The sequence below is a fragment of the Acinetobacter sp. UC24323 genome (assembly GCF_024151445.1).
GTDB lineage: Bacteria > Pseudomonadota > Gammaproteobacteria > Pseudomonadales > Moraxellaceae > Acinetobacter > Acinetobacter baumannii.
On record NZ_JAHIBY010000001.1, the window covers coordinates 50982 to 74467 of the forward strand.

Here is a 23486-nt window from a genome sequence, read left to right on the forward strand (position 1 = left end):
AGATTACTTCTCTTATAAACAGCTTATGTTTACTTAGAGGTAAATATCTAGTGGATACGGTGTGTTATCACTAATTGGTGAGTAAAGCGTATTTTCAACAAAGAAACCATTTGGGGCTTGGGCCGTATCAATTGTAATTGAATCGAACATGACTTGCGGATAGGCCCAGATAAACTGCTTCATTAGGCCAAGAGATACGTTATTTTTCATATCGCCAAAAATCCTCTGCCAAATTGGTGTCCGATAAGGTTTGTTTTTGTCGAATCCATAGATATAAGCAATAGATGCATCTGGCACAAATCCAGATAAATAAGCAACTTTATTTGCCGGATAACCTAAATCTTGAGTGGGTATCTGAGAAACGGCTAATCCCTACCAAGTCATTTGTCATACGTGATCTAAAAAATGCTTCAAATCCATTTCCATAATTTGTAATGGCAAAAGACATGGTTTGTGGGTCATCTATTCTCCAGTAAATAGGACTAAACCGATCAATAAGTGTATTTTGGGTAATTGGATGAGGTGATGTATTAGTATTATTTTGCACATTTTGTCGATTAGTTATCATGACGTCATTCTCTTAATGTATTAAGAAGTTTTATATTAAATAAGTATTCTTATTTTACTGTTCAGATAAGTAACAATGACGTTTAAATTATTTACAGTGAATAATTTTAAAAAGCTCAAAATAAACTTAAACAAAAAACTTAATATTATTCTAAAATATTTTTTATACCGAGGAGACTATAAATGTCAAAATTAATACAGCCTATCAGTTTTAAGGCTTTGTTTATATTTACTCCTCTTCTGTTTGTATCAATAGGTTGTAGTGAAACGCTATATTCCCAAACAATCCCATCAGTAAAGTCTTCTTCAGAAAATATCGACTATCTAGAGATCGATACAGCATTAGGAGAAAAGTTACAACCGAATGAGGAAGTAATAGCTCATCAAATAACTCAAGTTATTGAGAAGTCGATTCGTGAACAGTATACGGCGGGAAATGCTTTGCGTGATGCACACCCTAAAGCGCATGGATGTGTTCGTGCTGAATTTCATGTACTTAAAAATATACCAGCTCAACTTGCAAAAGGTATTTTTATTCCAGATAAAAACTATGAAGCATGGATTCGTTTTTCGAATGCTTCTAATGATGCTTCTAGAGCAGATATTGAAAAAGACGCACGTGGAATGGCAATAAAAATCTTAGGTGTATCAGGTCAGAAAATTTTAGAAAATGAAAAAGTGGCCACAACTCAAGACTTTATTATGATTAATCACCCCGTCTTTTTTGTAAATGACGGGCAAAAATACCTTTCTTTTATGAACGATCTAAATAGCCATAATATGATCAGAAAGCTTCATATTCCATTTGCCTTAGGTTTTAAAGGTACTATGAATGCTTTAGGCGCGCGTAATTCTAAAATTGCAAATCCATTATATGCACGGTACTGGTCTATGGTGCCCTATCAATTAGGTTTAGGTGTCGACCGTCAAGCGATTAAATACTCCGTAAGAAATTGCTCTACAGTGGCTACAGCTCTACCTGATCATCCTAGCCATAATTTTTTGCGAGATGCTTTAAAAGATACATTGCAAAAGCAAGACGTGTGTATGGAATTTCTTATACAGCCAAGAACTTCGACTAAAATGCTGGTTGAAGATGCAATGACCGAGTGGAAAGAAAATGAAGCACCTTTTTATCAAGTTGCGACCATTCATATTCCAAAGCAAAGCTTTGATACACCTGAACAGAATCAATTTTGTGAAAATCTCTCTTTTACACCGTGGCATGCTTTACCTGAGCATAAACCGCTTGGCGCAATAAATAGAATGCGTAAAATTATTTATGAAAATATAAGCAGAGTTAGACACGATATCAACTCAGCTCCCCGACAAGAACCCAAAAACTAATTTAAGTATAAAAGAACTGCCAATAATCAAAGCAGTTCTTTATAGTTCAGTATTTGATGAGGATGGCCATAGATTTTCTAATTTCTATACATCAATTTCTCAGCAATAGAGCTTAGGTTGGCTAAATTCTTTTTTATTGGATAATCTCCTTTACTTGTATCTATGGTGATCCGATCAATGAAGTCTGCTAACCATAAAATAAATTCTTCTTCATTTTTATAGCTAGGAATCAGACTGCTATCAAATTTGAGCAATACTTCATCTTGAGGGTTAAGCAGCGAACCACTGAAATCTAAAAAATTATATAAAAATTTTAATTCTGTTCCTGTAATGGCTTTTTTTATTTCTATAATTAAATTATTTAAGCTTTTTAGATAATTGCTTGAAGAATCTTGTTTAATATTTTTAGAAATTTTTTCTGCTAATAGTAAGTATTTTGGCATTTCTATCTCCTTGTCAATTTTTTTATAAAATATGAGTATAAAATTAAAGTTATAAATTTAAGTTTTCAGTTTTTATTGAAGTGTTATTTATTTTTTAAAATTAATAGAGTTTTATGTAAGTTGCAACTTTTTATTATTTTAAAGTGTGAACTACTTTGAATTATATTCTGAGTAAATTAATAGGTTTTATATGATTACTGAATTAAACTATGCTCTTCTTTAAAATAAATAAGCTCAACACTTTTAATTATTGAGCTTATCTTTAATTGGCTTAGTATGACTGAAGTATTTCACTTTAAACTTAAGTCATTTTATGGGAACTCTTCATTTTATGAATTTTCCCGCACTTTCTGCATTCTCTGACTTCATCATGTGAAATATCAAAATCATATTCCCAGATGTGCATGCAGAAAAATTGTCTAATATTATGGAGCATAGACACCTCCTTAAAAAACCAACAATTATGGAAGTTTTTTAGAAATTCAGAATACATCTAGACTCAATTGTCTAAAAGGGAAATTTTTCACCATATCTTTTTTGAAAGGTATGTGAAAAAGCTTAAGTTGAAGCAAAAAGAAAATATTTCAAAATATCTTATCTCCTTACTCAATGAAGATAAGTAAAAGGTAGCACTAATCTATGTATCTGTTTTTATAGGGAACAAGTGATTTCTGTTTAGAATGAAAACTTATGTGAAGAGAACGAGATAAAAAAGAGATTAAGCCACAAAAAACCGCCCCAAAAGGCGGTTGCTGAATTTTAACAGCTATGAATAGAAGTACGGCAGAAACCCTTCTATATTTCTTATCACATTATTTTTCTTCGTCTATAATTTTCATAAAAGCTTCAGATTTAAAATAGTTAATGATCAGTTCACCTTCATCATCTAGATGTGTAGATTTTGCTGGTGTCTTAGCGTTATCAAATTCGCAATTAAACTTAAAATCGGGCGGAATAAATTTTGAGATAGGTGGAAGATGGGTTTCCCCACCTGTCGTCATTCGTTCTATAAATCCAGCTAACCATAAAATATATTCATCTTTATTTTTATGACTAGGCATGAGGCTAATATCAATTTTGACGGCACATTCATCTAGTGGCTTTGTTAAACATTCGTCAAAGTCAATAAAATTATATTTAAGCTTAAACTTTGTACCTTTAATTTCCTTACGAATCACACCTATTAAGTTATTTAAATGCTCGGTCGGAGTATCAGAGAAAAGATCATCTTCTTTAATTTTTTTATACACCTTTTCAGCAATCATTAAATATTGTGGCATTTCCTATCTCCTTCCTTCCTCTTTCTGGCTGGTTGCTTACTCAGCTTTTTAAGGAAGTATGATAGAAATCATGTGTTGTAATGTAGTTGTTGGTAACTTAATTGTAAGTAATGTAAAGTTATGAAATCTGGGTATCTAATAAAACGCATCTTATAGCGATAAAGAGAACTACATCACTGTTTTAATTATAAAAAACGTAAACTATCGAAATAATTGTTTGCAATAAAATACAGTTCACATAATTAGGTTGATTAGTCATATATAACTATAGAAAATTTAAAAAATATTTTATAAGCCAGTGTTTTTATTATATTTTAAATTTTAATCTTTTTGGATTATAACAAAATCATACAGTTATTGTGAATTTTGACATATAAATTGAATATAAGAATGCTCTTATAGCTCTAACTTGGATGCAAATTAAATGCTTACATGATCAATCAGCTATATGAACAGTATAATACTATGGCCTTAAGTGCTTGGGGCTTTACTGATTTACCTTCTTATACAGATAAATATGATCCTAATGAGAAAGATATAGTGATAAAGACAAATAATTGGTTGAATGATGAGGCAGCAGAGGAAAAAACTCAGCAAGGTCTTACTGCCTTTGTAGCTCTTGATGACGCATTTATGAGTATTGCATCACGAATTTATTTAATTAGAAATGCCAAGGAAACGATTGATCTACAATACTACATTTGGACCAATGATTTTGTGGGGAACCTTATTTTACATGAGCTGCTCAAGGCAGCGGATCGTGGCATCAAAGTTCGCTTATTAATTGATGATCAAAACGGTATAAAGCTCGATGGTATATTAAGAAGCCTTTTACAGCATACCAACTTTGAAATTAGATTATTTAATCCTTATAAATTTCGATACTTACGTATCTTTGATTATCTGTTCCGATTTAAAAAAGTAAATCATCGGATGCACAATAAACTTATTATTGCAGATGCATCGATTGCAGTAACAGGCGGTAGAAATATTAGTAGTGAATATTTTGAAGCAAGTAGTAAGTTTCAATTTACGGATATGGATATCTTATTTTATGGGCATGCAGTACGCCATGCCCAAGCTGTATTTGCTGATTTTTGGGAAAGTACCTTAAGTGTAAATGCAACTGAGATTATCGGAACTTGTGCTGAGCACCATTTAAAAGCTTTAAGAGAGCACTATGAACAACTCCACCACGAAGACCATAGCCTCACTGAAGATAAGCTTTACGATGCGCAGAGTTACTTAAAAGAGCTTTTAGAGCATAACCCTATTCAATGGTCTAAGGCCCATTTTGTTGCTGATTCTCCTAAAAAAATACTGGGCACTGCAACTGAACATGAAATGCTTTATGGCCAAGTCTTGTCTATTATGGGTAAACCTAAGCAACACTTAGAATTAGCTTCAGCTTATTTTGTACCTACCCAACAAGGCACTTATTACTTAAAGCAACTACGAGTTGAAGGCATAAAAGTCCGCGCTTTAACAAATTCTTTTGCTGCAAACGATGTTGCGATCGTACATGCCTTTTATAGCCAATACCGTGTAGAAATGCTTAAGAATGGTATTGAACTGTATGAGTTTAAACCTGTTCTGGAACGACGACGTAGAACGTGGTACGAAATCGTAACAGGCAGCGTTATACCAGCAAAAGGAAAAAATAAGTCGAGCTTGCATGCCAAGTTTTTTGATGTAGATGGTAAAGTCTTTATCGGATCATTTAACTTTGACCCCCGCTCTACCTATTTAAACACCGAAGTAGGTTTGGTGATTGAGTCCAGTCAATTACAAACTCAGATTTCTGTCATGTTAGATCAACATTTACCTCAAGTAGCATATCAACTTAAGCTAAATAGCCAAGGCCAAATTACTTGGCTAGATTACCAAGCTAACGGACAAGTCATTGAATATGATAAAGACCCGGGAACCAGCCGTTTTCAGAGAACAATGATTAAAGCTGTCTCTTATTTGCCAATTGAGTGGATGATGTAATTTTCTTATTACAAGAAACCGATTTCCTTAAAAAATTTCTGATAGGCTTCTGCTTTTTTCTCGAGAGCTAATGGATATGCTCTAGAAGATGACGGTAATCGATATAAATTAATATCGCGGTCTGCAAAATAAGTTGATGTAGATGTCCCAATTAAAGGTTTTTCCGTGTTCTCAGGTAAAACTGAGATTAAGGTATCTGTGGCTTTATCGCCCGTAGTCATAATAGTGTGGCATTGAGGAATCTGTTTCAATAAAACCGCTAAGTCTGTCGGAGTGACAATTTCAAGAAACTTATCTGAAGCATTGCCCTTTAGGCGTTTAATTTGATACGCCGTATCAAAAATAGCAATGCCTGTCTCAATCAGAAAGCTGCGGATAGCTTCTTCGTTAAAGCTTTTTTGGTTCTCACTTAAAAAATAAGTTTTATCTTGAAAAAAGATTAAACCAAAAATTCTCCACATATCGTTTTGAAAGTTCGGATAGTAAAAGTCCATCTTCCATTTATTACGTGGCGGTGGAAAACTTCCCAACATTAATAAACGGGCATTTTCTGGCAAAAACGGTTGCAGTGGATGGGTTTCTATCTCAATTATCATAAAAAATCAGTATTTACTTCAAAATTTATAAATAACTTAACGTATTTTAAGGTTAATCACGAGTCAAGAAGTGCAAATTATCTTAATTAAATGTATTGAGGTGAAACGTTTTGTTGTTTCGCCTCAATCATTTCTAATTTTATATTCATGCTAAAAACCAAAAATATTTAAGAATTTAAAACTTTAAAGACTTTCCCTGTTCTGGGATGAGCAAAGGTATTATCTTGATCTAAATTGATAACTTTATCTGAAATCACAATCTTGGAAAGTGGTAACCAGTTTTGTTCGATTTCAGCCGAAGCTAAATTTTTCTCTAATGTATTTTCAAAAATTTGCTCTACCACAATTTCCATCCCACACATACTTTTCGCATTAACTTCTTTTAAAATATGGCGCTTTGACATTCTAATCTCCATTTTTTTATTCTTAACATAAAAAATAGTAAAGGGTGTTTTGCTACAATGTGTAAAATTTAACATTTGAAGTGTTTTTTTTGTTTTAAACATATTTATTTAATAATTAAATGAATAGTGGAATATCTTTAAAAATAAGTTTTATTATTAAATTAACTTATTAAAGCTATCTTTATTTTAAGTAAAATTAATTTTATAAAAAATAATATTTAAAGGGCCCACGTATGAACCCTTGCATTTAACTTTAAACCTGGACAGCATTATCGAGTGAATTGTCATCTTTACTCTTATTATTATCCTTACTAATCAATGAGTCGGTATCACTATCAGTAGAGAAGCTCTTACTGTTCTTTTGCTTTTTCTTGTACATACACATGCCAATCGCAATACCTGTTCCTAATACTAAAATTGACTTTAACATTTTGCACCTCTTCAATTGACGGAGAAACTTCTGAGAAATCAACTTAAATTAATAGCATATTCTTTGTTATTTAAGGGCTTTCATTTGAGCCGCTTTTGTAAGGTATTTAATTTTTATGTTAATTAAAAAGTATAATATTTTGAGAAAATAAATTTTGATACAGAGCAAAAAGCCTATTCTCAAAACAGAATAGGCTTTCTACTGTATTTCAGGATTAAGCAGTATTATTAATTGCTTTAAGCAATCTTATTTATGTTTAAATACAATTCCAATGTATTTAATGCTGAACTTTTAGTCAAGATAGGAAAGCGATGATTTGCAATTAATTGGCTATTCTTGTGATGAGGTTCTCATTTTGTAATTAAGCAAAAGAAAACGCCCATTTCTACTTCTCAAAAAGAAATGAGCGTAAGTGAAAACCACTAAAGACCTGAAATACCAAATGTTCTTACATTTAGTAATGTTGATTCTAATTAACTTAGCAATTGGTTGACAATTAAACTAGTTGTACTTTTTTTAGTCATTTCGGCCAATAAAAAATGTAAAATAATTCGCTATTTTTAATATATTTAGCAATAAATTATTTACTTAGGATGCGATTGAGCACGGTTAGCCAGTTAGAAAAACAAATTTTTTCTATAATCTCATTCGAATAATGTCGCTTTTGCATTGCTTCAATCAGTAGGTGTAGTCCCCTTACATCTTCAATTTCATGACTAATCAGTGCTCCATCAAAGTCAGAACCAAAACCGACATGATTTTCTCCCATTTGATCTATTAAATATTCAAGATGTTCTAAAATTACCTCAATGGATGTGTTTGCATCACGCTGCCCGTCTTTACGCAAAAATGCGACATCAAAATTTAACCCGACTATGCCTTTAGAGTCCTTAATTGCTTTAAGTTGGTTATCTGTTAAGTTTCTGGCTTGTGGACATAAAGCATGAACATTTGAGTGAGTTGCGACAATTGGCTGCTGAAGAATGTTAGCTGTATCCCAAAAAGCTCGTTCATTCATATGGGAAACATCAATCACCATTTTTTTATCAGCACAGCGCTTTATAAATGCTTTACCTTCGTTTGTAAGCCCTGCTCCGGTATCAGGTGAATGCGGAAACTTGGCATTTAAACCATGTCCAAAACGACTTGGTCTATTCCAAAGTGGACCGATGCTACGAAGCCCAGCATCATAAAATACATCGAGTAAATCTGGATTATGTTGTAATGCTTCAGCACCTTCCATATGCAATACAATGGCTAACTTTTGCTGTGTTAGGCAGTGCTGGATATCCTGAACAGTTGTGCAAATTTGAATGTCGTTAGAGTACTCGGCAAGTTGTTTTGCTAAATCGAGCTGTGCCAAACAAATGTGTTCAATTTGCTGTTGCGTGAAGTCAGATGCGTCTTGGTCAAATAGTTTGTTGGGATGATGCTGCTTAACATAATGAAAAGGCGGCAAGAAAATAGCAAACATACCGCCAACAAAACCGGCTTGTTGGCAACGTTTTAAATCGAGATGTCCGGCTAAACCTTCTTGAATAAAAGCTTGAGCAGGATTGTTATAATCACTTAACCACAATCGGGTTAGTACATCATTATGGCCATCAAAAACAGGAAATGTGCCATGGTTCATATCGGTTTTCTCATAGCTAATCATCTACAATATTTTGAACCGGAATGTTTTGTTTAACCGTGAATTGCTTTGAATTTCGGCTATTACGGAATACCAATTTTTCCAGAGAGGAATCAATTTCGCTCTCGGCACGTGCCTGTTCAATGAGTTGATGATACGGCGATTTACCACAAACAGGGTCTGCGTTACTTGCGTCGCCTGTTAGCATATAAGCTTGACAACGACAGCCACCAAAGTCGCGGTCTTTATCTGGGCAACTACGACATCCTTCTGGCATCCATGCATCACCACGGAAGTGGTTAAAACCGGTAGACTCATACCAGATTTTTGATAGGCTTTGTTCACGAACATTTGGGAAAGAAATCGGTAATTGTCTTGCTGCGTGACAAGGCAGTGCCATACCATCTGGAGCAACTGTAAAGAAAATTTTACCCCAGCCACTCATACAGGCTTTTGGCCTTTCTTCGTAATAATCAGGCACTACAAAAATAAGTTTGCAAGGATGATTTTGCGCTTTTAACTTTTCCCGATATTCATTGGTAATACGTTCGGCACGTATGAGTTGTTCTTGTGTCGGTAATAAACCCTGACGATTTAAAAACGCCCAACCATAAAACTGACAAATTGCTAGTTCGACTGTATCTGCATCAAGTTCTAGGCAAAGCTCAATAATTTTATCGATCTGGTCAATGTTATGCCGATGAATTACAAAATTGAGGACCATCGGATAATCATATTTCTTAACAAGTCGGCACATTTCATACTTTTGTTCAAAAGCATGTTTCGACCCTGCTAAAGCATCATTAACGACCGGATCACTCGCTTGAAAGCTAATTTGAATATGGTCTAGGCCAGCTTGCTTTAAATGCGAAATACGCTGTTCGGTAAGTCCCATGCCTGAGGTAATCAGGTTGGTGTAGAAGCCTAGTTGGTGTGCATGCGCCACAAGCTGTTCCAGATCTTGACGCACCAAAGGTTCACCACCGGAAAAACCGAGTTGTACAGCTCCCATTTGACGCGCTTGATCAAAAACATCAAACCACTCTTGTGTGGTCAGTTCATTTTTATGCTGTGCGTAGTCTAAAGGGTTTGAGCAATATGGACATTGTAGCGGGCAACGATAAGTTAACTCCGCTAATAACCATAAAGGTAGGCCAACACCTTCTGTCATACTAAATCAATCCAGTGTTGTTGCTGGGCAACTAACATGTAATCAATAACATCGTTGTCAATTTCAGCTATATCACCAAATTGTTGCTTGAGCTGGGCAATAATTGCAGAAACATTATTTGTCCCATCAATATACTGTCCAATGGCCCCTGCACTTTCATTTAATTTGATCATGCCTTCAGGATATAAAATGACAAAGCCATTTTGAGCAGGCTCAAATTGAAAGCGATAACCTTGGCGCCAAGTAGGCACAAGATTTACATCAAATTGTTCTTTATTCATTTAAATAGTCCTTTGTGCCATACCCGTTCTTGAGTCACGCTATGATACGGTGCTTCATTGTGTACATATGCCAGTGTTAAAGCATCCAAAATGCTCCATAAAATATCCAGTTTAAACTGTAATATTTCCAGCATTCTTTGTTGTTGTTCATGAGTAGTAAATGAATCAAGCGTGATTGTTAAACCATGTTCAACATCACGGCGTGCTTGACTTAAACGAGAGCGGAAATATTCATAGCCCTTGTCATCAATCCAAGGGTAATGCTGTGGCCATGATTCAAGTCGAGACTGATGAATTTGAGGCGCAAATAGCTCAGTTAAAGAACTGCTTGCTGCCTCACGCCATGACGCACGGCGTGCAAAATTTACATAGGCATCTACAGCAAATCGTACACCCGGCAAAACCAATTCTTCGGAAATCACTTGCTCACGACTCAAGCCTACAGCTTCGGCTAACCGTAACCATGCTTCTCGTCCACCGCCATCAGGATATTCGCCATCTTGGTCAATCATGCGTTGAATCCATTCTTGACGCACACGTTGATCAGGACAATTTGCCATGATCGCGGCATCTTTGAGCGGAATATTGATTTGATAGTAGTAGCGGTTTGCAACCCAAGCCTGAATTTGTTGTTGAGTGGCTTTACCTTCATACATCATCACATGAAATGGATGATAGATATGATAATACTGACCTTTATCAATAATGGCCTGTTTAAATTGTTCGGTCGTTAAAGCTTCAGGTGTTTGAGTCATGTTTCACCTTAGAGTTCAATTTGCATGCCATCAAAGGCAACTTCTACACCATTTGCTTTTAGTTCAGCAAATTGAGCAGAGTCTTCATTTAAAATCGGATTGGTATTGTTAATATGAATTAGCACTTTCTTTGGTGTATTGAGTTGGTTTAAGTAAGATAACGAACCGCCTTCACCACTAATATATAAATGCCCCATTTCACGGCCAGTTTTTTTTCCTACACCAGTTTGCTGCATTTCATCATCTGTCCATAATGTGCCATCAATCATGACGCAGTCAGAATCTTGCATAATCTGCATGATTTGATCGTCAATCTTTCCCAAACCTGGCGCATAGAACAACTGCTTGTGTGTTTTATGATCTTTAATAATCAAGGCAATATTATCGCCCTCATGCGGGTCATGGCGATGTGGAGAATATGGGGGTGCCGCGCTTTGAATAATTAAGGGTAAAAATTCTAAATTTTCGAAACCATCAATTTTAAAAGCTTGTTTAGGATCAATTTGGTGATATTGAAGACCACCATTCCAGTGTTTCAGCATATTGAATACCGGAAAACCCGTGGTGAGATCTTGATAGACCATTTCAGTACACCACACATTCATTGGGCAGCCTTCACGTAAAGTTAAAAGTCCAGTGGTATGGTCAAGTTGGCTATCCATTAAAATAACATTGGTAATACCAGTATCACGTAATTTTCGCGCTGGTTGAGCCGCTTTAAAATCAAATAATTGTTGACGGATATCTGGTGATGCGTTTAATAAAATCCAGTCTACGCCGTTTTCTGAAATTGCAATTGAAGATTGAGTACGCACTTTGGCATTAATCGTACCTGTACGAACACCATGGCAATTAGGACAATTACAGTTCCACTGAGGGAAACCGCCTCCAGCTGCTGAACCTAAAATATAAATATGCATAAAATTAATATCTTATTAGAAAGACATAAGCCCTAGAACAAGACTAGGGCTTATGACAGATTTGAATAGAAATGATTAACGTGCTTCAAAGTACATTGTTACTTCAAAACCAATACGTAAATCAGTGAAAGCTGGTTTTGTCCATTGCATAAATTTTACTCCAGTCAGTATTAATCTCGTGAAATGAATCACTTGATTAAATCACATAAGGCAATTAAAAATTTATTCTAATTAAAAATGCCACGTTTGTAGATAAGCTCGGAACAAGATATTGTTCGATAATTGTGTTTTTTGTCCAAATTTTAATAAATCCTGATCTTTCAAAAGCATTTGAAAAGTCATAACAGGTCAATGTTCTGTTATGACTTATGCCTTACCCAGCTAAGTTCATCAAGTGTTGCTGTGCAATATAAAGTTCTTCTTCCGGCTTAGGATGACATTGCACCCAAGTTCCATCAGCTCGTAATTCCCATGCTTGACGATTGTCTTTCAAATAGTTGTTTAGGCCATCTTCAATGACTTGTTTCTTTAATTTTTTATTTTCAATTGGGAAGCAGGTTTCAATACGAGAGAACAAATTACGTTCCATCCAGTCTGCACTTGCACAATAAACTTTTGTATCGCCATCATTATAAAAATAATAAACCCGCGTATGCTCCAAATAACGACCAACGATTGAACGTACTCGAATATTCTCTGAAAGTCCTGCAACTTGTGGTCTCAGGCAGCAAATTGAACGAATAATTAAATCAATTTTTACACCAGCTTGTGATGCTTTATAAAGCGCGCTGATGAGTTGTGGTTCAGTAAGCGCATTCACTTTAATGATGATGTGTGCTTTTTTACCAGCAAGGCTATTTTTAATTTCTTGTTCAATAAGTTCTAACAACTGAGAATGTAAGGTAAATGGCGCATGAAAAAGCTTTTTAAGCTTTGCCATTTTGCCCATACCGGTCAGTTCTTGGAAAATTTTATGGACGTCTTCACAAATTTCCGCATCATTGGTCAGCAAACCAAAATCGGTATAGATTTTGGCATTCACTGCATGATAGTTGCCTGTACCTAAATGCACATATCTTTTGATTTTGTCTTGTTCACGGCGGACCACTAAAATCATTTTAGCGTGAGTTTTATAGCCAACAATGCCATACACCACGACTGCGCCAGCTTCTTGTAAAACGTTTGCGACTTCAATATTTGATTCTTCATCAAAACGTGCCCGCAACTCAATAACCGCGGTTACTTCTTTACCATTACGCGCAGCTTCTGCAAGTAGCTGTACGATTTCCGAGTTGGCACCACTACGATACAAGGTTTGTTTAATTGCCAAGACATTTGGATCTTGTGCAGCTTCCCGAAGGAACTTGATAACAGGTGCAAAAGAATCAAATGGATGATGAAGTAGAACATCTCCTGCTTTTAACACATCAAAAATCGGTTTTTTCGTGTACAAAAGCTGAGGCAAAACTTGTTGATATGGTTTATAGCGCAACTCTGGTAAATCAAAGTTTGAAATAAAACGGGCCAAATTAACGGGGCCATCGACGTAGTAAAGATGTTCTGCATCTAAATCGAATTGCTCTAATAAATAGTTAGCAATTTCTTCAGGACATTTTTTTGCTACTTCCAAACGAACTGCTTGGCCAAAACGGCGTGAAGATAACTCACCTTTTAAAGCAGCAGCCAAGTCTTCTACATCTTCAGAAACGGTTAAATCGGCATTTCGAGTTACACGAAATTGATGACAGCCCGTCGCTTTCATACCCGGAAATAAATCTGAAATGTGCTGATGGATAATGGCCGAGAGCAGAATGTAATGCTCTGCGCCGCCAGAAATATGTTCTGGAATTTTAACAAGCCTTGGTAACGAACGCGGTGCCGGCACAATAGCTAAATCAATTTGACGTCCAAAAGCGTCTTTACCTTCTAAAGTTACAATGAAGTTTAGACTTTTATTGACCAGCCTTGGAAATGGATGTGCTGGGTCTAGACTGATTGGCGTAACTACAGGTTGTACTTCTTTAAAAAAATACTCTTTAATCCATTCTTTATGCTTTTCTAATATATCGCCGTGCTGAATAAAATGAACGCCATAGCCTTGGAGTTGCGGTAACAAAGTATAGTTTAAGATTTTATATTGCTCTTCAACCGCCTCATGAGCATTTTTTGAAATTTGCTTTAATACTTCTACTAACGGTAAACCTTCTGGTCCGGTTGCCTGACTCATCAAGCTAATTTTCTGGATCAAACTTGCCACACGAATTTCAAAAAACTCATCCAGATTACGCGAAAAAATAATTAAAAAATTCAAACGTTCCAGTAATGGGTGTTCAATATCTTTGGCTTGAGCAAGCACCCGTTTATGAAACTCTAATAAAGAGAGTTCTCTATTAATATACGTTTCTAAATTGTGCTGGTTTGAGCTAGCTAAAGTGGGCAATGATGTCATTCTTGACTCTTATACTGGGTAAAAAAGTTAAAATGAATAAAAAAGATTAATTTATGAATGTATAACCGATTTTATCCACCGGACATTTTGTAACTGCTTTATTGCAAATTCATGAATTTTTTATGAAAACCTTAAAATTAATATTTATTTTTGCCTTATTTACTTCCTTCTAGTCATCCATATCTACCATCATCTTAACATTAATTTTTTAAAGATCATTCTATTTCGATTCAGTTTCAATTTTCATCAAATATTCATACTCTATGCGTATTTTTTATGCATCTTAATTCATCAATTGATAAAAAAATGACGACTTTAAACATACTATTTAAGACAACATCTTTATGTCTGGCAATGGCCTTATTGGTAGGCTGTAATGATAACGATGACAATGATTCAAGCACACCAGCACCGCGAAGTAACCAAACCGTAAATATTTTAGCTTTCAATGACTTTCATGGAAATTTAGAACCACCTAAACGTTACGTTGAAGCAGCGAATCCAAATGATGCATCTCAAACTGTACGTATTCCTGTCGGTGGTGTGAGTTACTTTGCAGATGCAATTAAGAAACTTAAAGCTCAAAATCCCAATAATGCTGTTGTGTCAGCAGGTGACTTAATTAGTGCTTCCCCGCTCACTTCTTCGTTATTTCTAGATGAGCCTACTATTGAAGTCATGAATGATATTCAAATTGACTTTAATGCGGTTGGAAATCATGAGTTTGACCGTGGTACAGATGAATTGCGTCGTTTACAAAATGGCGGTTGTCAACAATATACCAGCACTGCCCCATGCCAAATTAATAAAAACTTTAGCGGCGCAAAATTCAATTTCCTTGCAGCTAACGTGGCAATGAAAAATGATACAAGTAAAACGATTTTTCCTGCCTATAAAGTCAAAACTTATGGCGGGATTCCTGTAGCTTTTATTGGTTTAACACTTAAAGCGACTCCAAGTATTGTTTCAGCGGCGGGTATTAAGGATGTTGAATTCCGTGATGAAGCGGATACGGTAAATGCGTTAATTCCTGAACTCCAAAAACAAGGTATTGAAGCCATTGTCGTCGTTGTCCATGAAGGTGTAGCGCCAAGTACGAAACTCAATCAAAAAACATGTGATGGCTTAAGTGGGCCAATTTTAGGTATTTTAGATCGGTTAAATCCGGCAGTTGATATTGTTGTTTCGGGGCATACACATCAGTCTTATATTTGTGATTATGCAACCAAGAATCCGACTAAACCGTTTTTACTAACCTCAGCTGGCCAATACGGCACGCTTATTACCGATATTAAGGTGGAGTTGGATGGTAAAACTGGCGATATCATTAAAAAAGATGCTAAACAAATTCCGGTTCAAAGTGAGGCCTATACTTCGGGTACAACCACTGTAAGTCTGACAGACCTCTATCAAAAATTTAGTAAGACACCAAGTATCGAAGCGATTTTAGATAAATACCGTCAAGCAGTAACCACAATTTCTGGACGTGTTGTTGGAACTTCTACTGCCGTTGTGAGCCGTACACAAGTCGAAAGTGGTGAAAGCCCACTAGGTGATATGATTGCCGATGCACAGCAAGCCGCTGCTCTTCAAGCAAGTAATCAAGGCTCGGATTTTACGTTAATGAACCCGGGTGGTGTACGTGCTGATCTACTAATTAACAGCAATAACCAGATTACGTTTGGTGATATTTTTGCAGTTCAACCTTTCGGTAACTCGATTGTGACTTTGAGCTTAACCGGTAAACAGATTAGAGATGTGCTTGAACAGCAATGGTCTGGTGCAAATGCAAATTCACCTAGAATTTTACAGCCGTCTAAAGAGTTGAGTTATCAATATGCGGCAAATACATCTGTTTCACCACGAGCAAGTAACATCATGGTTGCTGGTTCACCATTAGTTGACACTAAAGTATACCGTGTGACGGTAAATAGTTTCTTGGCAGATGGTGGTGACAACTTTACGGTATTAAAAGAAGGCCAAAACCGTGTCGGTGGTGGTCAAGATATTGATGCGCTTGAAAACTATGTTGCACAAAACTCTAAAGATTCACCGTTAATTATTCCGGCTACGACTCGTATTAAAGTCATTAAATAACTCATTTAAGAATGCATAAAGGACAGTATGATGCTGTCCTTTATTTTTATAACAGTTTAAAAGATTTTTATTCGGTATAAAGATTGAGTTCAACACTACTAATGTCGACTCCGGTGTTTGCAAAAATAATATCCGTAACCTCATGAAGTAATTCTTTAACTTTCTCATTTTCAAAGTTCAAGGCTTCAGAGGTTTTGAGCGAAATGAGGTTACAGCTCATCTTGTCTTTTCTAAGCTTATAAATACTTTTACTTTTTCCTAAAAACACCCTTTTGATGATTTTACGGTTTTCAAACTCAGATAAAATTCGATAAATGGTACCTAACGTAATTTTATGTTCATTTTTAATTTGCGCATAGATACTTACCGCGCTTAAGCCTTGTGGGTTCTGATTTAAAATCTCAAAAACTTGTACCCTCGATTTTTTTATCGGTAATCCATTTAATAATGATTTTGATATTGTCGTCATCTTACTTAACCTTAATGTCTAGAAATATAGGAATTTTTTAAAATTATTTTGACTATATTTACCTGAAAATTATGGAAATGATTTGATCTATAAATTAGAACTTACTACCCTATAAATAAGCTCCGAGCTAATTATTACGTTTTAAAATAACTCTCATATTATCCCTCTCTTTGCTTTCTACATGTACGCACTTTGCGAATAGATGCATTCTTGAACTGAACCATATGGCGACCCTCTTCATTAATGTCACTCTTCAACATTATTTTATATAATGGTTAACATATGATAATTATTATCATTTGTATTTAACGGTGTATCATATACACATAAGTTTTAATATTCAATATTAAGTAATTATCAAATACATAATGATAACCATTATATTGTATTGATTAAATAATGATGAATTGCATCCATCCTCTATTATAAGTATTCATTTCGACCCATATAAAAAGCAGATCAATGACCTGCTCTTTATATCTTAAATACAGAAAGTTAAATGATTTTTATTCTAGAGGTAGTGCATCTTATTCTTGTATCCATGCTTGGATTACTTGTTGTGTTGTCATAACTTGAGCACATCGTGTACTGGCATATTTTAATGCCATATCGTGCTCTTCTCTGCTAAAGTCAGCCAGCGCATCACCACATAAAAATGGCTGTATGTTTAGCATAAATGCTTCCGCAGCACTCATTAGACAACCAATATGTGCATATACACCACAGATAATGAGTTGATCGCGACCAGAGTCTCGCATGAGTTGTTCGAGCGGAGAAAATTTAAAAACACTATATCTCCACTTAGTAAGCACCGTATCATTTTTTTGAGGTGAAATTTTCGGAAAAATCTGTGTGATGCTTGGCTCATCCTTTAAACCAGACCCCCAAAAGTCGGTTAATAACTGCCGATATTCAGGTGACTGGTTGCCAGGTTGTGCTGTATAAACAACGGGAATATTAGACTGGCGAGCAGCATCAATTAATGCCTTAGTGTTTTGAATTAGTTCTGGAATAGGTTCTTGGGTTAGATCATAGAAATCTAAAAAATATTGCTGCATATCATGAACCAATAAAGCAGCACGATTGGTATGCAATGGCCAATTTGTTTTGTTTGGAGTAAATTCGTGCGCTTGGGGCATGCTGTAACTTGCAATCTTTGGAATACTCATTGGTATTTTCCTTTTCTATCTTTAAAAATATTTGTTCTTTAATTTCAGTGTATTGTTGTGCTGAAGTAAGCTTTAAACCCCAAGTGTAGCTCCTCCATCTACCACTATTTCTTGCATTGTAATTTGGGCCGCTCGGTCCGAAAGTAAAAAGCTCACGGTATTGGCAATATCATCTGGTTGCGCGAGTTTCCGTAAGGGAATACCTGTTCGGTACTGGCTTAAATCACCATCAATTACTGCAGGTGGAGGTGCATTATCTGTCCAGAGTTGTTGCTGCATTTGAGTGAGAGTAGATCCAGGTGAAACGATATTCAGCCTGACTTGATAAGGGGCGATTTCAAGTGCCAGATTGCGACAAAAATGACTTAGTGCAGCCTTAGTGGTGGCGTACATACCAAGTTGCATACGTGGCATACGCGCACTATTTGAACTAATAGTGACAATGCTACCCCGCCTTTTTGCACAAAAATGTTTAGCAACTTGTTGGCTGATCGCGATAGGCGCCATGACATTGACCGCAAAAAGTGTTTCCCAATCTTCCGTTTTTGCTTCAAGCATGGAGCGCATAATTAATACTCCTGCTGCATTTACTAACCCCGTAATTTCGTATTTTTCTAACAGCTCTGAAATTAAAGTTTGTGTTTCTTGTTGATGGGTAATGTCTTGTGAGATGCCTTGCCATTGTGAAGATTGATCTGACGTCATTGTTTTACTGATATCCCATTGTTCAGGATTTTTTTGACAGTCAATACCAATAACATGATACCCCTGATCTAGTAGTTGCTTGGCGATAGCCGCTCCTATCCCTCTTGCAGCACCTGTGACCACGATGGTAGAGCGCATGTGAATACTCCAATTTATATTATAAAGAAATCTATAAATATAATTGCAAATAATTATCATTATTATCAATAGTAAATGGATATAAAAGTTCAAATTATGATCTGATACAAATGAGTTACAGCTTAAAATTACAACCTAAAACATTGTTTTATAAGTAGTTTATAAAATTTAAAGGTCAAGAATATTTTGTTATTAATAATCATTTTCAATAAGACAGGTTTTGATTTATTCGACTAAAATCAGATTTATGGTTTGTCAAACCTAGTAACTTTTTAGGGTTCAATTTCCCGCAGGCTCAGAATGAGTTCTCTATAACTCCGACTCTCGTAAGTTTGGAAATGCGTATAAAAAATGAAAAATTATAAAACCCACATTGTTTCGGTCAGTTGTTTAATCTCTTGAATATCATGACTTACATAAATCATCGGAATTTTAATTTCCTCTTTTACTTTCTGAAAAAAAGGAATAATTTCAGCTTTATGATTCGCATCTAATGCTGATAAAGGTTCATCAAGCAGTAACAGTTTAGGTGAATATAACAATGCTCGACCTAGTGCCACGCGCTGCTTTTCTCCACCAGAAAGTTTGATAGGCATACGTTGTAATAAATGCTCTAACTTTAATAATTCAATAATGTAATCTGCTTCAAAGTGACGTTCTTGTTGGGATAGACGCTTAAGACCAAATAATAAATTTTGCTTGACTGTTTTATGCGGAAAAAGCTGAGCATCTTGAAAAACCAATCCAACATGCCGCTTTTGTGTACTCAAATTAATTTTTTGATCTGAATCAAACCATGTTTGGCCCTGTATCTTAATGAGTCCACTATGCGGTGTGTTCAGCCCTGCAATGGCATGTAAAATGGACGTTTTACCTGACCCAGAGGCTCCAAATAGCCCAATAACAGAAGCATCTGACTGGAAATTAGGTTCACTATGAAACTGACCCATTTGTAGCTCAAAACGGCAATCAATCAACATAATTTTACCGCCCTAAACGCTTCTTTTGATAACGATGAAACCACTGGGCAAACCATAATGCCAGAAAAGCTACACTTAACGATAAAACAATAAGCCTTTGAATAGCAGCTTCTGTATCGGGTTGTTGCATTAAGCTATACATGGCTAGAGGCAAAGTCCGTGTTTCATTTGAAATATTCCCCACAAAAGTAATGGTGGCCCCAAACTCTCCTAAACTGCGACAAAAACATAAAATAGCACCAATTAAAATGCCACTGCTGGCAAGAGGCAAAGTAACATGAAAAAATGCCCCTAAAGATGAAGCTCCTAATGTCTTTGCTGCCATTTCTAAACGCTGATCGACCAGTTCAATCGCTAGACGAATAGATTGCACCAATAGTGGAAAACCCATCACTGCCGAAGCAAGAACGGCGCCTTTCCAGTTAAATGCAAAATTAATTCCGAGTGGCGCCAAATATTGCCCAATAATGCCGCGGCTCCCAAAAACTTGTAAAAGCAAATAACCAGGAACCACTGGCGGTAGCACTAAAGGTAAAAATACCAATGTTTCAATGAATGACTTACCCCAAAAGTCTTTACGTGCCAAAAACCATCCCACACAAATTGCAGGAATAATACTGACCACAAGACAACTTGCTGCCACCTTACAAGAAAGTTGCAGTACACTGAGCTCTTCTGGGGTTAAAGAAAACATCATGGCTTGACTGGAGCCAACACACTAAAGCCATATTTTTTAAAGACAGCTTTAGCTTGGTTGCTTTGTAAAAATTGATAGAACTTTGCTGAGTTTGAGTTCTTTTTAATTATCCCTACAGGATAAATAATTGGTGAATGCGTATTTTCTGGAAATATGCCAGCTACATTCACGTCTTTGCTAATTGCAGCATCGGTTGCATAGACAATACCGACCTGACATTCACCACGCGCAACAAAGTTTAAAGCAGCTCGAACATCTTCTGTTTCAACTAACTTTGGCTCAATACGATTCCACCAACCTAAATTAGTAAAAGCTTGTTTAGCATATTTGCCTATAGGCACACTTTTGGTATCTCCTGTACAAATCTTTCCTGTAAACACTCTATTGGGATCGGTCGTTTTATCTAGTTTTATGTTTAATGATTGCCCTTTAGGGGTAATTAGAACCAGACGGTTGCCTAATAAATTTATACGGTCATTTGCTGCAACTAATTTTTTATTTTGCAGATAATCCATCCACTGTGTATCTGCTGAAATAAAAATATCTGCCGGCGCACCTGCTTCAATTTGTTTAGCTAAGGTTGATGAACCCGCATATGAAGTTTTAACTTCTATATTATTCTGTTTTTTATAAATTTTTTCTAAATCGTTAATTGCATTCGTTAAGCTTGCTGCTGCATAAACAGTAACTGATTCAGCCTTGGTTGGAACATTAAAGACCAATCCGATGCTGAGGACTGAACAGGCGAAAGACAAATTTTTTATCTTCGTATCACTTACCATTATGTTTACCTTTTTTGTGTTTTTTTGCAGCGATATATACCCAAGAATATAGCGCTACACGAAGATTATGAAAAGCATAATTCATTAAATATAGATGACTGGAATGCAGCAGTGCTTTTTCGGCGTGTACTTGATATTAAGCAAAAGCTATACCAAATTAAAAGATTTCATCGTTATGCAATCTTTTATCTTAACCTTTTAAATAACTACTCATGATTTGGTAATCATGCTCTAAAGCTTGTCGGGCATTGTTTTCCATTTGACGGTAATGCTGTAAGACTTTCTGGCCTAAAGCTGTAACAGCTGCCCCACCACCATGTGTTCCCCCCGTTTGTGTTTCCACTAAAGCTGTTTCAAAGCATTGATTCATGGTGTCGACTAACTGCCATGCACGGCGATAGCTCATATTCATAGATTTTGCAGCTTGTGAGATTGAACCAGTTCTCGCAATTGCTTCAAGTAAATCCGCCTTACCCGGACCAAATGCAATATTTTGCTCTAAAAGAATTCTAATTTGTAATTTTAAGTTTTGTTCTTTCATAGACTTAGTTCACAAAGTTTCATTTTTATGCTGCTTAACATTATAGGAAACTTTAATAGCTTAAAACACATACAAATTTAAATCTCTACTCTTTCTTCAAAAGAGTTCAATTAAAAAATCAAAACTGCACAAAGTGGATAAAGATCTGGAAAAAACGGATAGAGAGCAATGCTTAATCGCGGTTCAATCAGTTAAAAGCTGATTGATTGGAGGATTGAGTAAATGACCTCATCTAATTTAAAACAATGGAATGATTTTATAGATGGATGTATCGACTTCCGTCCTAACGATGGCGTGTTCCGTATTGCACGCGACATGTTTACCGAGCCAGAACTATTTGACTTGGAAATGGAATTTATTTTTGAAAAGGTTTGGATTTACGCATGTCACGAAAGTGAAATTCCAAACAATCATGATTTCCTAACCGTTCAAATTGGCCGCCAACCGATTATTGTAAGCCGTGATGGTAAAGGCGAATTACACGCGATGGTCAATGCTTGTGAACACCGCGGTGCGACCTTAACACGCGTTGCTAAAGGCAATCAATCTACATTTACCTGCCCGTTTCATGCTTGGTGTTATAAATCAGATGGCCGTTTGGTTAAAGTCAAAGCGCCTAGCGAATATTGTGAAGATTTTGATAAATCAAGCCGTGGTTTAAAACAAGGCCGTATTGCCAGCTATCGTGGATTTGTATTTGTAAGCCTTGATACTCAAGCAACAGATTCACTAGAAGACTTTTTGGGCGATGCAAAACTGTTCCTTGATTTAATGGTTAACCAGTCGCCAACAGGTGAGCTCGAAGTATTACAAGGTAAGTCATCTTATACCTTTGCAGGTAACTGGAAGCTACAAAATGAAAATGGTCTAGATGGTTATCATGTAAGTACCGTTCACTATAACTATGTCTCTACAGTTCAACACCGTCAGCAAGTCAATGCATCAAAAGGTGCCGAACTCGACACGCTCGACTACAGCAAATTAGGTGCAGGTGACTCAGAAACTGACGATGGCTGGTTTAGTTTTAAGAATGGCCACAGTGTTTTATTCAGTGACATGCCAAATCCGACAGTTCGTCCAGGCTACAGCACAGTTATGCCATATATGGTTGAAAAATATGGCGAAAAATATGCTGAATGGGCAATGCATCGCTTAAGAAATTTGAACTTGTACCCTAGCCTATTTTTTATGGATCAAATTAGCTCACAGCTTCGTATTGTTCGCCCTGTGGCATGGAATAAAACCGAAGTCATCAGCCAATGCATAGGGGTTAAAGGCGAATCTGCTGAAGCACGCCGTAACCGTATTCGCCAGTTTGAAGATTTCTTTAATGTGTCGGGCCTTGGTACACCAGATGATCTAGTTGAATTCCGTGAGCAACAAAAAGGTTTTCAGGCACGGCTGGAACGTTGGAGCGATATTTCGCGTGGTTGTCAGTCTTGGGAATATGGCGCGACCAAAAACTCACAAGATTTAGGCATTCAACCCGTTATTACTGGCCGAGAGTTTACCCATGAAGGACTCTATGTAAATCAACATGGACACTGGCAACGTCTCATGCTCGATGGCTTAAATAAAAAAGCATTGAAAATGCAGGATATTACTTTTGAAAACAATGCCGTAATGGATGAGGTGTAACC

At 36.2% G+C, this 23486-nt stretch carries 23 protein-coding genes and 1 pseudogene; 4 read left to right on the forward strand and 20 right to left on the reverse strand.

The window, feature by feature from the left end; all coding sequences use genetic code 11:
- Positions 1–33 precede the first annotated feature (33 nt).
- Both KNQ97_RS00220 and KNQ97_RS00225 read right to left on the reverse strand, forming a co-directional pair.
- A pseudogene (locus tag KNQ97_RS00220) lies at positions 34–366 on the reverse strand (phage capsid protein); the annotation flags it as partial.
- On the reverse strand, positions 320–568 hold the full coding sequence (locus tag KNQ97_RS00225) for a hypothetical protein (protein ID WP_096639839.1): 249 nt from the start codon (positions 566–568) through the stop codon (positions 320–322). The gene KNQ97_RS00225 and the pseudogene KNQ97_RS00220, both read right to left, overlap by 47 nt.
- A gap of 182 nt (positions 569–750) precedes the next feature.
- On the opposite strand from KNQ97_RS00225, the gene KNQ97_RS00230 reads away from it, so the two are divergent.
- Positions 751–1914, forward strand: a complete 1164-nt coding sequence (locus tag KNQ97_RS00230; protein WP_253611639.1) for a catalase family protein — start codon at positions 751–753, stop codon at positions 1912–1914.
- 77 nt (positions 1915–1991) lie between these two features.
- On the opposite strand, the gene KNQ97_RS00235 is transcribed toward KNQ97_RS00230, so the two are convergent.
- Both KNQ97_RS00235 and KNQ97_RS00240 read right to left on the reverse strand, forming a co-directional pair.
- Positions 1992–2357, reverse strand: a complete 366-nt coding sequence (locus KNQ97_RS00235; protein ID WP_001127350.1) for a hypothetical protein — start codon at positions 2355–2357, stop codon at positions 1992–1994.
- 812 nt (positions 2358–3169) lie between these two features.
- A complete protein-coding gene (locus KNQ97_RS00240; protein ID WP_103236525.1) occupies positions 3170–3637 on the reverse strand; it encodes a hypothetical protein in 468 nt (155 codons plus the stop codon).
- Positions 3638–4069: 432 nt separating this feature from the next.
- Between KNQ97_RS00240 and KNQ97_RS00245 the strand changes: the two genes are divergently transcribed.
- Positions 4070–5629, forward strand: coding sequence for a phospholipase D family protein (locus KNQ97_RS00245; RefSeq protein WP_103236526.1), 1560 nt, complete (start codon positions 4070–4072; stop codon positions 5627–5629).
- Positions 5630–5637: 8 nt separating this feature from the next.
- Here KNQ97_RS00245 and KNQ97_RS00250 read toward each other — a convergent pair whose 3' ends face one another.
- From KNQ97_RS00250 to ppk1, 9 genes are all read right to left on the reverse strand, one after another.
- Complete coding sequence (locus KNQ97_RS00250; protein WP_000582742.1) at positions 5638–6225, reverse strand: uracil-DNA glycosylase family protein; 588 nt, start codon at positions 6223–6225, stop codon at positions 5638–5640.
- A 167-nt stretch (positions 6226–6392) separates the two neighbouring features.
- Complete coding sequence (locus KNQ97_RS00255) at positions 6393–6629, reverse strand: hypothetical protein (RefSeq protein WP_000044010.1); 237 nt, start codon at positions 6627–6629, stop codon at positions 6393–6395.
- A 1010-nt stretch (positions 6630–7639) separates the two neighbouring features.
- The gene (locus KNQ97_RS00260; protein ID WP_001015457.1) at positions 7640–8692 is read right to left on the reverse strand and encodes a dipeptidase; all 1053 of its coding nucleotides are present in this window, start codon (positions 8690–8692) and stop codon (positions 7640–7642) included.
- A gap of 16 nt (positions 8693–8708) precedes the next feature.
- The gene (pqqE, locus tag KNQ97_RS00265; protein ID WP_031976740.1) at positions 8709–9863 is read right to left on the reverse strand and encodes a pyrroloquinoline quinone biosynthesis protein PqqE; all 1155 of its coding nucleotides are present in this window, start codon (positions 9861–9863) and stop codon (positions 8709–8711) included.
- Entirely contained in the window at positions 9860–10144 is a 285-nt protein-coding gene (gene pqqD / locus KNQ97_RS00270; protein ID WP_001031362.1) for a pyrroloquinoline quinone biosynthesis peptide chaperone PqqD, read from the reverse strand. Before pqqD ends, pqqE begins: the two co-directional genes overlap by 4 nt.
- Positions 10141–10899 carry a pyrroloquinoline-quinone synthase PqqC gene (pqqC, locus tag KNQ97_RS00275; protein ID WP_000195110.1) on the reverse strand — a complete coding sequence of 253 codons (759 nt, stop codon included), beginning with the start codon at positions 10897–10899 and terminating at the stop codon, positions 10141–10143. Before pqqC ends, pqqD begins: the two co-directional genes overlap by 4 nt.
- An 8-nt stretch (positions 10900–10907) precedes the next feature.
- Positions 10908–11819, reverse strand: a complete 912-nt coding sequence (gene pqqB, locus KNQ97_RS00280) for a pyrroloquinoline quinone biosynthesis protein PqqB (RefSeq protein ID WP_253611640.1) — start codon at positions 11817–11819, stop codon at positions 10908–10910.
- A gap of 75 nt (positions 11820–11894) precedes the next feature.
- Positions 11895–11969: a pyrroloquinoline quinone precursor peptide PqqA gene (pqqA, locus tag KNQ97_RS00285; RefSeq protein ID WP_001982218.1), complete on the reverse strand. Its 75-nt coding sequence runs from the start codon at positions 11967–11969 to the stop codon at positions 11895–11897.
- A 223-nt stretch (positions 11970–12192) separates the two neighbouring features.
- Positions 12193–14268, reverse strand: a complete 2076-nt coding sequence (gene ppk1 / locus KNQ97_RS00290; RefSeq protein ID WP_032068504.1) for a polyphosphate kinase 1 — start codon at positions 14266–14268, stop codon at positions 12193–12195.
- A 306-nt stretch (positions 14269–14574) separates the two neighbouring features.
- Between ppk1 and KNQ97_RS00295 the strand changes: the two genes are divergently transcribed.
- Positions 14575–16365 (forward strand): bifunctional UDP-sugar hydrolase/5'-nucleotidase, encoded by a 1791-nt coding sequence (locus KNQ97_RS00295; RefSeq protein WP_253611641.1) that lies wholly within the window; start codon positions 14575–14577, stop codon positions 16363–16365.
- A 67-nt stretch (positions 16366–16432) separates the two neighbouring features.
- Here the strand turns inward: KNQ97_RS00295 and KNQ97_RS00300 are convergent, their stop codons facing one another.
- From KNQ97_RS00300 to KNQ97_RS00330, 7 genes are all read right to left on the reverse strand, one after another.
- Positions 16433–16834: a transcriptional repressor gene (locus KNQ97_RS00300; protein WP_000207886.1), complete on the reverse strand. Its 402-nt coding sequence runs from the start codon at positions 16832–16834 to the stop codon at positions 16433–16435.
- A gap of 527 nt (positions 16835–17361) precedes the next feature.
- A complete protein-coding gene (locus KNQ97_RS00305) occupies positions 17362–18003 on the reverse strand; it encodes an isochorismatase family protein (protein WP_253611642.1) in 642 nt (213 codons plus the stop codon).
- Between the two features lie 72 nt (positions 18004–18075).
- Positions 18076–18846, reverse strand: a complete 771-nt coding sequence (locus tag KNQ97_RS00310; RefSeq protein WP_001257949.1) for an SDR family oxidoreductase — start codon at positions 18844–18846, stop codon at positions 18076–18078.
- 359 nt (positions 18847–19205) lie between these two features.
- Positions 19206–19826, reverse strand: a complete 621-nt coding sequence (locus KNQ97_RS00315) for an ATP-binding cassette domain-containing protein (protein WP_253611643.1) — start codon at positions 19824–19826, stop codon at positions 19206–19208.
- Positions 19827–19830: 4 nt separating this feature from the next.
- Positions 19831–20523, reverse strand: coding sequence for a molybdate ABC transporter permease subunit (modB, locus tag KNQ97_RS00320; RefSeq protein ID WP_000971579.1), 693 nt, complete (start codon positions 20521–20523; stop codon positions 19831–19833).
- Entirely contained in the window at positions 20520–21305 is a 786-nt protein-coding gene (gene modA, locus KNQ97_RS00325; protein WP_253611644.1) for a molybdate ABC transporter substrate-binding protein, read from the reverse strand. The genes modB and modA overlap by 4 nt, the downstream gene beginning before the upstream one ends.
- Positions 21306–21495: 190 nt before the next feature.
- Positions 21496–21846, reverse strand: a complete 351-nt coding sequence (locus KNQ97_RS00330; RefSeq protein ID WP_031965311.1) for a winged helix-turn-helix domain-containing protein — start codon at positions 21844–21846, stop codon at positions 21496–21498.
- A gap of 222 nt (positions 21847–22068) precedes the next feature.
- On the opposite strand from KNQ97_RS00330, the gene antA reads away from it, so the two are divergent.
- On the forward strand, positions 22069–23484 hold the full coding sequence (antA, locus tag KNQ97_RS00335) for an anthranilate 1,2-dioxygenase large subunit (RefSeq protein WP_000204400.1): 1416 nt from the start codon (positions 22069–22071) through the stop codon (positions 23482–23484).
- Positions 23485–23486: the final 2 nt, after the last annotated feature.

Excerpts from the sequence above, each read along its gene's own strand:
- KNQ97_RS00225 (WP_096639839.1), bottom strand. The coding sequence starts at position 568 with ATGATAACTAATCGACAAAATGTGCAAAATAATACTAATACATCACCT.
- KNQ97_RS00230 (WP_253611639.1), top strand. The coding sequence starts at position 751 with ATGTCAAAATTAATACAGCCTATCAGTTTTAAGGCTTTGTTTATATTT.
- KNQ97_RS00235 (WP_001127350.1), bottom strand. The coding sequence starts at position 2,357 with ATGCCAAAATACTTACTATTAGCAGAAAAAATTTCTAAAAATATTAAA.
- KNQ97_RS00240 (WP_103236525.1), bottom strand. The coding sequence starts at position 3,637 with ATGCCACAATATTTAATGATTGCTGAAAAGGTGTATAAAAAAATTAAA.
- KNQ97_RS00245 (WP_103236526.1), top strand. The coding sequence starts at position 4,070 with ATGATCAATCAGCTATATGAACAGTATAATACTATGGCCTTAAGTGCT.
- KNQ97_RS00250 (WP_000582742.1), bottom strand. The coding sequence starts at position 6,225 with ATGATAATTGAGATAGAAACCCATCCACTGCAACCGTTTTTGCCAGAA.
- KNQ97_RS00255 (WP_000044010.1), bottom strand. The coding sequence starts at position 6,629 with ATGTCAAAGCGCCATATTTTAAAAGAAGTTAATGCGAAAAGTATGTGT.
- KNQ97_RS00260 (WP_001015457.1), bottom strand. The coding sequence starts at position 8,692 with ATGAACCATGGCACATTTCCTGTTTTTGATGGCCATAATGATGTACTA.
- pqqE (WP_031976740.1), bottom strand. The coding sequence starts at position 9,863 with ATGACAGAAGGTGTTGGCCTACCTTTATGGTTATTAGCGGAGTTAACT.
- pqqD (WP_001031362.1), bottom strand. The coding sequence starts at position 10,144 with ATGAATAAAGAACAATTTGATGTAAATCTTGTGCCTACTTGGCGCCAA.
- pqqC (WP_000195110.1), bottom strand. The coding sequence starts at position 10,899 with ATGACTCAAACACCTGAAGCTTTAACGACCGAACAATTTAAACAGGCC.
- pqqB (WP_253611640.1), bottom strand. The coding sequence starts at position 11,819 with ATGCATATTTATATTTTAGGTTCAGCAGCTGGAGGCGGTTTCCCTCAG.
- ppk1 (WP_032068504.1), bottom strand. The coding sequence starts at position 14,268 with ATGACATCATTGCCCACTTTAGCTAGCTCAAACCAGCACAATTTAGAA.
- KNQ97_RS00295 (WP_253611641.1), top strand. The coding sequence starts at position 14,575 with ATGACGACTTTAAACATACTATTTAAGACAACATCTTTATGTCTGGCA.
- KNQ97_RS00300 (WP_000207886.1), bottom strand. The coding sequence starts at position 16,834 with ATGACGACAATATCAAAATCATTATTAAATGGATTACCGATAAAAAAA.
- KNQ97_RS00305 (WP_253611642.1), bottom strand. The coding sequence starts at position 18,003 with ATGAGTATTCCAAAGATTGCAAGTTACAGCATGCCCCAAGCGCACGAA.
- KNQ97_RS00310 (WP_001257949.1), bottom strand. The coding sequence starts at position 18,846 with ATGCGCTCTACCATCGTGGTCACAGGTGCTGCAAGAGGGATAGGAGCG.
- KNQ97_RS00315 (WP_253611643.1), bottom strand. The coding sequence starts at position 19,826 with ATGTTGATTGATTGCCGTTTTGAGCTACAAATGGGTCAGTTTCATAGT.
- modB (WP_000971579.1), bottom strand. The coding sequence starts at position 20,523 with ATGATGTTTTCTTTAACCCCAGAAGAGCTCAGTGTACTGCAACTTTCT.
- modA (WP_253611644.1), bottom strand. The coding sequence starts at position 21,305 with ATGGTAAGTGATACGAAGATAAAAAATTTGTCTTTCGCCTGTTCAGTC.
- KNQ97_RS00330 (WP_031965311.1), bottom strand. The coding sequence starts at position 21,846 with ATGAAAGAACAAAACTTAAAATTACAAATTAGAATTCTTTTAGAGCAA.
- antA (WP_000204400.1), top strand. The coding sequence starts at position 22,069 with ATGACCTCATCTAATTTAAAACAATGGAATGATTTTATAGATGGATGT.